The organism is Sinomicrobium endophyticum, assembly GCF_052983315.1.
Genome location: NZ_JBRKIS010000041.1, coordinates 191,604 through 203,407, shown reverse-complemented (window position 1 = coordinate 203,407; position 11,804 = coordinate 191,604). Strand labels below are relative to the sequence as shown.

8 protein-coding genes are annotated in these 11,804 nt (G+C 44.1%); 4 read left to right on the top strand and 4 right to left on the bottom strand.

What is annotated here, in order from left to right; translation table 11 throughout:
* Positions 1-21 precede the first annotated feature (21 nt).
* The 4 genes from ACVBDU_RS16135 to ACVBDU_RS16120 all read right to left on the bottom strand — a co-directional run bounded on the left by ACVBDU_RS16135 (position 22) and on the right by ACVBDU_RS16120 (position 6,868).
* Positions 22-1,413, bottom strand: a complete 1,392-nt coding sequence (locus tag ACVBDU_RS16135) for a RagB/SusD family nutrient uptake outer membrane protein (RefSeq protein WP_447180755.1) — start codon at positions 1,411-1,413, stop codon at positions 22-24.
* 10 nt (positions 1,414-1,423) lie between these two features.
* Complete coding sequence (locus tag ACVBDU_RS16130; protein WP_447180754.1) at positions 1,424-4,651, bottom strand: SusC/RagA family TonB-linked outer membrane protein; 3,228 nt, start codon at positions 4,649-4,651, stop codon at positions 1,424-1,426.
* 160 nt (positions 4,652-4,811) lie between these two features.
* Entirely contained in the window at positions 4,812-6,032 is a 1,221-nt protein-coding gene (locus ACVBDU_RS16125) for a FecR family protein (protein WP_447180753.1), read from the bottom strand.
* Between the two features lie 209 nt (positions 6,033-6,241).
* Complete coding sequence (locus ACVBDU_RS16120; protein WP_447180752.1) at positions 6,242-6,868, bottom strand: RNA polymerase sigma factor; 627 nt, start codon at positions 6,866-6,868, stop codon at positions 6,242-6,244.
* Between the two features lie 751 nt (positions 6,869-7,619).
* Between ACVBDU_RS16120 and ACVBDU_RS16115 the strand changes: the two genes are divergently transcribed.
* The 4 genes from ACVBDU_RS16115 to ACVBDU_RS16100 all read left to right on the top strand — a co-directional run bounded on the left by ACVBDU_RS16115 (position 7,620) and on the right by ACVBDU_RS16100 (position 11,796).
* The gene (locus ACVBDU_RS16115) at positions 7,620-8,567 is read left to right on the top strand and encodes a helix-turn-helix transcriptional regulator (protein ID WP_447180751.1); all 948 of its coding nucleotides are present in this window, start codon (positions 7,620-7,622) and stop codon (positions 8,565-8,567) included.
* 228 nt (positions 8,568-8,795) lie between these two features.
* Entirely contained in the window at positions 8,796-10,085 is a 1,290-nt protein-coding gene (locus ACVBDU_RS16110; RefSeq protein WP_447180750.1) for an AAA family ATPase, read from the top strand.
* On the top strand, positions 10,078-10,797 hold the full coding sequence (locus ACVBDU_RS16105; RefSeq protein WP_447180749.1) for an RloB family protein: 720 nt from the start codon (positions 10,078-10,080) through the stop codon (positions 10,795-10,797). Before ACVBDU_RS16110 ends, ACVBDU_RS16105 begins: the two co-directional genes overlap by 8 nt.
* 243 nt (positions 10,798-11,040) lie before the next feature.
* Positions 11,041-11,796, top strand: coding sequence for a hypothetical protein (locus tag ACVBDU_RS16100; protein ID WP_447180748.1), 756 nt, complete (start codon positions 11,041-11,043; stop codon positions 11,794-11,796).
* Positions 11,797-11,804: the final 8 nt, after the last annotated feature.

Genomic DNA, 11,804 nt, shown 5'->3' with positions numbered 1-11,804 from the left:
CTTATTCCTAAGTTGTGTCAGTTAGTAGCCGTTGTTTTGCCCGAGATTGGTATTTTTCATGCGTTCCTGTTCCGGGATAGGGTAGAGTACATCCGTATCTTGCCATAATGGATTATTGCGTCCCAGGATTTCGGAAGCTTCACCGGTCCTTTTGAGATCAAACCAACGGTGTCCCCATTCTGTGAACAACTCTTTTTTACGTTCGTCAAGGATTTCTTCAATCAAACTAGCCTGATCGATTTCCGGATTGGTCTCCGACAACAAATCCAAACCAGCTCTTTCTTTGATTTTATCTATATCTGAGATTCCACCTGATAGATTACCTTGTCGGGCACGTGCTTCCGCCCGGATCAGATACTGTTCGGCCAACCGGAGCACCATGGAGTATTCGGTGATATTGTTAAAACTTTGGCCATCTTTATATTTAAAGGGATAGTAGGCTTCTCTATCCTGGCTATATCCAATCCAGTAATTTTTCCTTTTGTCGATGTCTTCAAAAGAATTTGCATACTCATTAGTTAGAGCTAGTCTCGGTACTGGAGAAACAAATAGCCAACCATCATACGTATTAGTAAAAATATTGCCCCTTCCCGCAGGGGAAATTTGCCAGATGGACTCTCTACTATTCATCAGAAATACCTGGTCCAATTGCATTAATAGTTCATAATGTGCTGATTGATTAATCACATTTGAACTATGTATCTCCGCTAAAGACCATTCCTGCTGGAATAAATATACCCTTGCCAAAAGTGCCTCTGCCACAAATCGGTTTACATTCGTACGTTCGCTATCAAAATATTCATCGGTTAACAAACCAACAGCCTTTTCAAGATCGGATACTATCTGGGTATAAACCTCTTCAATAGCTGTCCTGCTCATCTGCGCATTGATCCTGTAATCTGTACTTAAAATTAAAGGGACTTCCCCATACAGATTGACCAATTGGAAATAGGTAAAGGCCCGAATAAACTTGGCTTCTCCTTCCAGTTGATCCCCGACCTCTTCTGATATTTGTTCCGATGCCAATACCCCTTCCAATAAAGAATTGCACATATAGATAACATTATAAGCACTGCTCCATAGAGAGAGGTTGGCCGTATTATTGGGCTGAATTTCATTTTCCTGATATTCCAGAGAAACCTGGTCTGAAGCTTCATTCAAAGTAAAAATTTCTTTGGCACTTAAGCCCGCTAAAGCGGTTACACTATTGTTTCCTCCGCAAAATGTAGCCGTTCGGAACAGTTCGTTATAGATGCCCTGCATGGCGCTTCGTGCTGTTTCATCATTGCCAAAAACACTTGTCACAGTCAGTTTATCGACTGGAGCATCCACTTCCACAAAGTCTTCACATGAGATAATTAGGAGCGTTATGAGGCTTAGTACAATTGTTGTTTTATGAATACTTTTTTTCATTATTAAATTTTTAGAAATTAAGTTGAAGCCCTGCGGTAATGGTGCGCAAGTTGCCAAAGCTCATTCCACTTAAAGCAAACTCCGGGTCTAGTCCTTCATAACCGGTAAGAGTAAATAGGTTTTGTCCATTGACAAATATTTTACATCCATTAATACCTATAGTTCGCAGGGTGCTTGGTGGCAAAGAGTAGCTTAGAGAGAGGGTTTTTAGTCGTATAAATGAGGCATCTGTATAAGCCAGATCTGTGTTCTGAGCGTTCAAATATGCCTGAAAGGAACTTGAGGATTGAGAAATATCCTGAAAAGGACTTTCCTCTTCCAAGGCAGAAACCACAGCTGCCCTTTTAGCACCATATCGACCAGCATCAAATAAGGATAATTTACCCTCTTGCTTGACAAACTGCCAAAGAAATTGAAGAGAAAAATTTTTATAGGTTAAGGTATTGTTGATGCCTCCGAAGAGTTGTCTGGTCTGGTCCTTGATAAGTACTCGATCTTGGTAATCATATCTACCATCATCATTGATGTCCGTAAAAGTATATAAACCAGATTCTGGGTCAACGCCTTCGTATTGATATAATAGGTTAATATTCAAGGGATGGCCCACCCGATACGTATTGGCATAGGATGAATCCTCCAATCCAGGGTAGCTTACCAATTTATTACTAGGAAGGCTCACATTGAAAGTGGTTTGCCAACTAAAATGTTTTCTCCGTAAATTGAATGAAGAAAACTCCACTTCCCATCCGGTATTCTGTACCGTAGCCGGAAGATTTGCTTGAACGGTATTAAATCCGGTTAACCCTGGCAAGGGATAACCTACCAATTGGTCAGATGAACGATTACGGTACCAACTTACCCCAATGTTAACCATATCTTTTAAAAAACCTAATTGAATCCCTGTTTCCAGTTTTTTATTCACTTCCCAGGAGTAATCCGGATTGGCCAAGCTAGTCGGGAATAGTCCACCAGGAGCCACTGTGGCCTCATAGGCATTCAAGTAACCATAATCCCCAATCTGGTCATTCCCAGTGGTACCATAACTACCGCGCAATTTTCCAAAACTTAAAAATTCCAGATGTTTTCGTACCCATTTTTCCTCGGAGAAAATCCAGGCTGCCCCGATGGCCCCAAAATTGGCCCATCGTTTTCCCGGGCCAAAACGGGAGGAACCATCCCTTCTTCCTGTAAGGTTCAGATAATACTTCTGGTTCCAGTTAAGCCCCAAACGCCCAAAAACAGCATGATACCGATAATCAGTAGTTTGATTGATTCCCTGGGTCAATGTCTCTGCCGCAGCCAAATTACCAATAATTGATTCCGAAACGTATCCGGATCCTGTAACCTGCATTTGGTTATTTTGGCTTTGTTGAAATGTGGTACCAACCAAAACATCGAAGTGAACACTTCCAATATTAGGGCTATATACCAATTGGGGTTCAATGATCCAAGAATCCCGCTTTCCTTCTAAATGCGTTGATCTGTGATCTCTGGTTTGCCAGGTTGCGGGATTGTAAGATCTTTTGGGAATTTTTACGATTTCTGTACTCTGGAAGCTAGTATAGCCAATGCTTGTCTTAAACGTTAGGTCGTTTATGATTCTATAATTGAAGTTTATATTAGATATGAGATTATTGGATTTTGTTTTGCTGGTATTGAAATATCCCTGAATAGGGTTATTTAAACTAGCTTCTGTCCATTCCTCCCAATGTAGGCTTCCATCTTCGTTAAATATTGGGGGTGCATTTGGGGAAAGGCCAGAAATTAGGTTGCCAGATACTCCCATCAAAAAATTAATGTCCACACCATAATTTAATCTTAACCCCAGAGAAAATTTTTGATCCTTGGAACTATGATCAAGGGAAAGACCAACCGTGGCTTTCTGATATTTGGAATCTCCGGGATAGACAGTGCCCTGTTCCTGATATCCACCGTTCATTTGGAACTGGGTATTAGCATTACCACCGGAAACTGATAGATTGGCGTTGGTCACCCAGGCATTGCCACCCCAAAATACGTCCTGCCAATCCGTTTCACGGTTTTGGTCCCATAAGAGTAAATCATATGCATTTCTTGTTGTTGGTTCTACGCCATCATTTTCAAATGCCCTATTGCGGATTTGTAAGTATTGCTTTGTATTGAGCAGATCCAGTCGGTTGGGAACCGTGGATACGCCACTGTAAATTCGTGCCTGAAATGCTGTTTTGCCCTCAAACCCTTTCTTAGTCGTAATCAAAATCACGCCATTTGCTCCCCTGGAACCATAAATAGCGGTGGCATCAGCATCCTTTAACACTTCGATGCTTTCAATATTAGAAAGGTTAAGGGTACTTAAAGGATCAATACCTTTTAATGTCAAATTACTATTGTTACTTTCTACGGGAGTGGCATTGATGGGCATGCCATCAATGATGTATAAAGGGTAGTTTCCCTCATCGCGTAAGCTGTTCTGCCCACGGATCCGGATCGTAGGTGCAGTTCCGGGCAAGTCACCGCCAGGAGTGACTTCCATTCCTGCTACACGTCCCTGAAGTGCCTGAAGTGGGCTGACCAAGGGTTGTAACTCGACCTCCTTGGACGTAACTTTGGCTATATTCCCGGTTCGCTCCTTTTCAGTCGTGGTGTAATACCCCGCATTTAACACCACTTCGTTCAATTCCGTAACATTTTCCAGCAATTCTATATTTAGAATTGTTTGGTTTCCCACTGTACGTTCAATGGTCCCGTATCCAATATAGCTAAAGACCAAAATATCCATAGGCGATGCCATGATCTGGTACCTTCCATCCCGGTTTGATAAGGTGCCCCTATCGCTGTCCTTAATATAGATGCTTACTCCGGGCATAGGGCCCTGTGCATCGGAAACAGTCCCAGTAACAGTATGCTGTTCCTGTACCGGATTGGTTAAGTTGACATCAGATCCCGAAGGAATGTCATTGTTCGGGGTCAACACAATTTGCTTTTGTTCAATTTTATAAGCGATACCACTGTTTCCGAATACCTTTTGCAGTACCCGTTCCAGTTTCTCGTTCTTGGCGCGGATGTCCATTTTTCGGGAGGTATCGAGTTGGTCCTTGCGGTAAAGGAAGCGGTAATCGGTTGTGGTCTCTATTTCACGGATGACATCCAGGACCGTGGCCGATTTGAGGTCGAGGGTAATATTTTGACTGCGGTTTCCTTCCAGACCGGCATTGATCTGTAACAAGGTGGCAAAGAAAAGAGAGAGCAGCAGTTTCATCCGTAGGGTGATTTTAAGGCGGGAACTGTCCCGGTGCCTTACGGCATTCCTGATAATTTTCATACTTTTGAGTTGATTATTAGTTATTTTGTTTGGCTTGTAATCAATCGTATCGGAGGGTGTTGCGAGCACCCTTCGATTTTTTGATCTTATCTGAGTTTCATTCTGTCATAGGCTGTGGCTTTTGGATGGTTATGGTTTTCTTTTTCATGTCGTAATCAAAAGGAGTCTGATACTGGAACAACTTTAAGATCTGGTCCAGCGGTTCCCGGCTAAAAGTCCCGGTAAACCTTACCTCTGCGAGTTCCGGATAACGGTTCTCTATCTTCACGTCAAAACGCCTTTCCAGTTCCTTCAGGATGAGTTCAAAACGGTCATCCAGAAAATAGAGCTCGCCGTCTATCCAGGCGGTGTACTTGCGGATGTCCACTGTCTCGACATGGATATAGCCGTCCTCAAAGACCGCCCGTTGTCCAGGCACGATCTTCACGGGTTCTTCCTTTTTTGGACTGTTGGGGTGGTAAACCCCCACGCTCCCTTCTTCCAGTACGGTAAAGGTGTTGTTCTCGTCCCTGTAACTCGAAACATTGAACCTGGTACCGTACACCTGGGTATTCAGCATGTCAGTCACTACAGTGAAGGAGCGTGTGGAGTCCCGTGCCACGTCAAAGAACGCTTCGCCATCCAGGAAAACGTTCCGGGGTTTACCATGGGGGAACTGTACGGGATAACGCAACTTGGAGCCGGCATTGAGATAAATATGAGAACCATCGGATAAGACTAATTCAAAATTTTTACCATAGGGTACTGTCAGCTCATTGTATACCAGCTCCGTTACGTTGTCCTTTGACCTTTGGTAGGTCAATATTTTCTTGTCCTGTTTCCCCAGTGCCTTGCCTTTATCGGTAATGATCAGTCCGGAAGCTTCCTCGTCCATCACCTTGATGGTGCCGTCATGTAATTCCAGGGTAATCTGGTTGGGATCAAGGGTCATTGACCCTTTGCTTCCCAAAAAGTCCAATCGGTAGGCGCCATAGGCCAATGCCACCAGGGGAATAATTACAGCGGCCACTTTCAAAAATCTTTTTCCCGTCTTACCGAAGATGGATTTCGGGCTGTTCATCCTGCCCCTTTCCCGGATGTTGCGCTTTTCGATGATCTTCATCCAAACCCGGTCCTTTTCATGCGGAGCCGGGTCGTCCTCATCACGGGCAAGCAAGCGGACCATATCCCTGGCTGTTTCCACCACCTCCTTTTTCTCCGGGTTCTGTGCCAACCAGTTATTCCAGAAACTGGCGGTAACGGCGTCCTTTTCCAATACCCATTTCTGGAAATAATGGTCTCTTGCGAAATCTTCCGAACTGTAATCCTTGTAGGTCACTGTTGTTTTTTTTGAGGGGAAGGAAACAAGCCCCTTTATAGAGTGGAGTGGATTTTTTTCCGGATCACTTCAAAAAAAATGAAAAAATTGAATAAAAAATTTGTCAAGCATGTATCAAGAGCAGTCAAAGGGCAAGGGACACCCGCTTCCGTAATGTTTTTGCAGCGATTTCGTCTATGAGGGTTAGCTGTGCAAGAAAGAGGGGAGGGCTATGACCCAAAATGGTCCCGTAAACGTTTCATGGTCCGGGCCATGAGGTTGTACACGGATTTCGTATCGGTATCCATGATCTCGGCGATTTCGGGGTAGTCGATATGGCAATGGTATTTCAGAAAAATGATTTCCTGCTGGTTGGTATTGAGTTGGGATACCGCATGGCTGACCTCCTTGCGGCGCTGGTCAAACGCCTGTCGCTCCACCAAGAGGTGTTCCAGGGACGGAACGGGTTCATCCTCCAGCAATTCATCCACCGGGACCAGGCTTCTTTTTCCGGCCTTTATGGCACGGGCCACCACTTTTCTCCGGATACAGGTCAGGAGGTAATGGGTAATGATACGGACCTCCCCAAGGCGGTCCCTTGTCTCCCAAAGTTCCACAAAAAGGTCCTGTATGGCATCGCCCACCAGTTCCCGGTCCCTGACCTGTTTGAGGCCATATTTGAACAGGACATTGAAATTGCGATCATAGATGGAGGCAAAGGCAGATTCACTGCCTTCCCGGAATGCCTGCCAGAGCTCGACATCGGTTTGATTTTGACCTATGGATTCCCCGTTCCCGGGAATTTCTCGGGGCTCCCTATCTGGTGCGGATGATTTTCGCCTGAGGGAAAAAGCCAAAATAGTTGTTTAATAAAAGATTGTTAATCAATGGTTAACAGGGGGTTAAATTAGAAATTAAATTTAACCTGTACACAAATCAACTGTTAAATACACAAATCATGTATTTTAGGAAGGTCATTTTTATTGGCTTTGACTAGCCCTGAAAGTACCGTCATCACTGGACGGTTTCATGGAAGCAATAGCAGTTGTCGGGACCTTTAAATGTTTTCTTTCCGGTGGAGCTCCAGGCACTCTCTGGTTGTGCAAATTCAGGTAAAATACGGAATCGGTTAGGAATATTCCTTAAAGTACGTACTATAGATAAATGTTAAAATACAGAATATACCTATTAATTATTGGATGGAGAAAGTCAGTTTTTGGATTATTTGATTTATTTTTAGCGGGTAGGGCATCTCTGAACAGGTTTAATGGCCCTATTAAATTTCGTGCGGCTCCCCCCGACCGGGGCAACCCAATTCTTCGAGCCCGGTCGTGCACTTGAGATAGACCTGTGGACATGGCCGTGGGACGCCGTCCATTGACAGGAAACGAGCCCGATCAAAACTACGGTTACCAAGTAATGGCAGGTTTGATATACCAATAGGGGATACCCAATCGGTTCCCTGACGAACACCTATTGGATCAGCGACCCAACTGATACCCTTGTGGAAAGGATTCCTTAAAATGCCCGGGACCTCCCTATATGTGGCGAAACGGATACGGACCATTGTACTATTGAGAAAGGGGCTTCACCAATTTGCTGTTACCAATGCTTGTCTTCAAAAAGAAACACATAGAGAACATTTGCCATTTGCTCCAGGCTAGGACGGAGGGAATTTGGGGCTACCGTTTACGGCTTTCCAAGCGTCACGACTACTATAATCTTGTGGCGAAGTATTTGAACCTGGAAGGGGAGCTGCACAGAGCGAGACTTAGCAAGCGGAAGCCCAGGGATTTCGATCCGTCCCTACCCCCCCTTTTGGAGATTCACCTGTCCAAGTCCCTGCTGATCAAAAGCGTGGGTGAGAAGGTCCCTGACCTGCTGCACAAGGACCGGGCCTATTTCAAGGGGCTTACCTTAGGTGAGTTGTTGACCAAAAGGTCCGTGGAGACCTGGGAGGAATTGCGCAGGAACTTTCTGCGGCGTGCCCCGTTCGAATTGGGCACGGCATTGGAATACAAGGTCAATGGTTGGTTGTATTACAGTTGTTTTTGTTATGTGGCCCAGTTGGCCGATGGTACCATTCGGATCAGGAGTTTCGAAAAGGACCACTCCCAAGAGGCCCATTTGCTGATGCGGGAGATGGGGATTTCCCTGCATTCGGAAAGCATCCGGTCCATGTTCCCCGAACTGGAGGAATCGGGGCATAAGGAGTCCATGGAAAAGATACGCATGAACAAGATCGTCCGGTATATCGAGGACCATGCCTCCCAACCCTTGCCCGGCATCAAGGAATTGGCACACCGGTTCAACATCAATGAAAAAAAGCTGAACAAGAAGTTCAAGAAACTGGTAGGGCGGACCCCGTACGCCTATTATATGGATTGCAAACTGGAACGGGCCATGAACCTGTTACGCACGACCAACCTGGGGATCGATGGGGTCTGTGAATCCGTAGGTTACCATAGCCGCTCCGGTTTTTACAGGGCTTTTAAGCGCAAGTTTGGCATGAACCCCGGGGAAGTCAAGCGGGAGGAAAGCCCCCCGGAAACCTAGACCTGTTGGGAAGCAGTGCTGGACAGGCTGTCCGTTGGTTCTCCAGGATAGCCAAGTGTCTTGAATGGCTCCTTGGTTGGATTTCCTGGACCTGTTAAATGGGGTTAGTAGTTTTGGAACATTCCAGTTTGCTCATTTCAACATTAATATGTTTGTGATTGTGAGATATTTTCTCATAAAATTCGTATGTTTGCAAAGTAATGAGAAAAATTCTCATAAAAGAAATCTATGATAGTCGAATTTACAGTAGGAAATTTTTTGTCCTTCAAGGATAAAAAAACGTTGTCGCTGGAAGCTACCAAGATCACGGAGCATAAGAGAGCCTCTGTGTTCAAGGTAGGTAGCTATGAACTGTTAAAGAGTGTGGTTCTCTATGGCGCAAATTCAAGTGGTAAGTCAAATTTGATCAAGGCGATGTCCACTATGAGGAGGATTGTACTGACCTCGGCTGAAAAATCCTCCGCATCAACATTTCCGGTCATTCCCTTTCTTCTCAATACGGAGACAGAAGAAAAGCCTTCATTTTTTGAAGTAGTGTTCCTGTGGCATGGAATTCGATACAGATATGGTTTTGAGATCGATAATCATGCTGTACACGGGGAATGGCTTTTTCAATGTGAGGACAATGAAGAGCAACCCTTGTTCATTAGGGAGCTTGAGGGCATTGGTGTCTCGGAGGAATTTGATGAGGGCAAGGGATTGGAAGCCAAGACCCGTGATAATGCCCTTTTTCTATCCGTAGTAGATCAATTTAATGGTGCGATTGCAGGAGCAGTGGTCAAGTGGTTCAACAAATGGGCAACTATTTCCGGTTTGAGCCATGAAAATTATAGAAGAGTTACCTTCTCGCTTTTGGATCAACAGACCTCTAAGGACAAGCTTTTGGATTTTTTCAAGGACCTTGATCTTGGTTTCGACCAACTTATATTCAGAAAGGAAAAGTTTCATGAAGGTTTGCTGGATAAGGACATTCCAATTGAACGACACAATGATATTATTAATGACCTCCAAGGAAAGACCTTGGCACGGATCACCACGGTCCACAAAATATACGATGCCGAAGGGAAACAGGTGGGATTGCGGGATTTCGAATTGCGTCACCAAGAATCTTCCGGCACGAATAAGGTCATCGATATTTCGGGACCTATTTTTGATACCCTATTGGACGGTGGTGTACTGGTCATTGATGAATTGGATGCCAAATTACATCCTTTGATGACAGCTGCCATTACGAACCTGTTCAATTCCCCCGAATTCAATCCCAAGAATGCACAATTGATTTTTGCCACCCACGACACCAACCTATTGCATTACGGAAGGTTCAGAAGGGACCAGATATATTTTCTTGAAAAGGATAGGATGGAAGCTACCGATCTCTATTCCCTGATTGAATATAAGGAAGAGGGTTCCTCGGCCAAAGTACGCAAGGACAGGTCCTTTGAAAAGGATTACATCCATGGCAGGTATGGGGCCATTCCTTTCATCGGTAACTTTGAAGAACTTTTGGGAAATGGCTAATATTATTAAAATAGACAATGCCGTACTTAAAAGACGTGCACGAAAAGAAGAAAAAAGAAGGATTGAGTTCAAAACGAAACGGAAATTCTATCTCATTGTCTGTGAAGGCGAAAAAACCGAACCCAATTATTTTGAATCCTTAAAGGCCTCATTGCCCAAAGGGGTACTGGAGCTCACGAACATTGATATTGATGGAACCGGGAAAAATACGGTTTCCATTATTGAGGAGGCCAAGAATTTGCGAAAGCGGTATGAAGACTTGTATCTGCGAACAATAGACAAGGTCTGGGCGGTATTCGACAAGGATAGTTTTCCGGCCCGAAACTTTAATAATGCCATTATAAAGGGGGAAAACGCCAAACCCAAAATACACTGCGCATGGACCAATGAAGCTTTCGAACTCTGGTATCTGTTGCATTTTAATTATTATCATACGGGAATTTCCAGACATCAATACCAGGAAAAGTTGGAGCAGGAGGTCAACAGGGCATCAGGTCGAACGGATTATAAATATGAGAAGAACTCTGAACAGATGTTCTCTATCCTCAATCGGTATGGGAGCCAGCAAACGGCCATTAAAAATTCCGAACGACTGGAAGCTCTTTATGTAGATCATAGTTATGCGAATCATAACCCCTGTACCAAGGTCCACTTGTTGATCCGGGAGTTGAATGAACTGACGGAGGAATATACGGAGCAACACCAGGTATAATTGTTTGTGTTTTCACATCCAGCGGCATTGGGGAACAACCTTAGGACCATATGAAATGTTTGGTCCTGGCATGATCTAACAAATAATCTCAATCTTCTGAAAAAGAACAATACACATAGGAGTATATCCAGATATTCACTTGAAGATCTTAAAGGGTATCACGGGCTATCATCACAATTTTTTGCCGCGCAGTTGAGCATGCTCAAAGAAGCTGTTCCCAAGATCACGGATGAAAGGCAAAAAATGGCAAGTGTACTTTTGATAAGTAGTGGACAAACCGGAGCGGCATTACTTCAATTGGCCGTGCAGACGGAAACATTTTCCAATGAATCTGTCATGCTGGCCAGAGCATTCATGGAAAAGATGACCAACTTCTGTTATGTAAGCGTTTGTGATGATAAGGAATATAGGGGTTTTCTCCTGCACCCGATTTACAAAAATTATCATAATATACTGGCACCAAGTATTGAAGATGTAGATTTCGAAGATCTACAAGGCTACTTCGACCAAAAAAAAGAAAAGCAGGAAGCATTGAAGCAGATTCCCATCGTGCAAGAAGCCCTAGCTTTCTTTTCAGAGACCAAGCACAATTTGAAATGGACCAATACCAGTTTAAACGAGCGAATCCAGGTTTTGCAAGACTGGAACCGATTCATGGACTTTTTTTTCACTATCAATAAGATCCAATATTATGCCGATGCTTCTGAAGCACTTCACGGATCCCTTTATGGTTGCACCTATGGTGTGGGAGTTTTTGATTCAGAGTTTGGCCTTCGGACAGGTGAAGAACTGGAGAAAAAGCTTTTCAAGGAAAATGCCTGTGTGCTCTTACACTTGGGGATGCTTATACATGAGACCTTGACGCTGATTTCATATGCTACGGATATCAAAGAAATCTGGGAGCACTCCTACGAGAATAGAAGTCGTGGATTAAAACTTTTGATGCAGATACTGGAAAGAAAGCATACTTTCAGACGAAAAAAAGGGGATGGACCATAAGTAGATCT

What these genes read in the sequence shown, in the direction of transcription:
- ACVBDU_RS16105 (WP_447180749.1), top strand. Translation starts at nt 10,078, where the DNA reads ATGGCTAATATTATTAAAATAGACAATGCCGTACTTAAAAGACGTGCA.
- ACVBDU_RS16100 (WP_447180748.1), top strand. Translation starts at nt 11,041, where the DNA reads ATGGCAAGTGTACTTTTGATAAGTAGTGGACAAACCGGAGCGGCATTA.
- ACVBDU_RS16130 (WP_447180754.1), bottom strand. Translation starts at nt 4,651, where the DNA reads ATGAAACTGCTGCTCTCTCTTTTCTTTGCCACCTTGTTACAGATCAAT.
- ACVBDU_RS16115 (WP_447180751.1), top strand. Translation starts at nt 7,620, where the DNA reads ATGCTTGTCTTCAAAAAGAAACACATAGAGAACATTTGCCATTTGCTC.
- ACVBDU_RS16110 (WP_447180750.1), top strand. Translation starts at nt 8,796, where the DNA reads ATGATAGTCGAATTTACAGTAGGAAATTTTTTGTCCTTCAAGGATAAA.
- ACVBDU_RS16135 (WP_447180755.1), bottom strand. Translation starts at nt 1,413, where the DNA reads ATGAAAAAAAGTATTCATAAAACAACAATTGTACTAAGCCTCATAACG.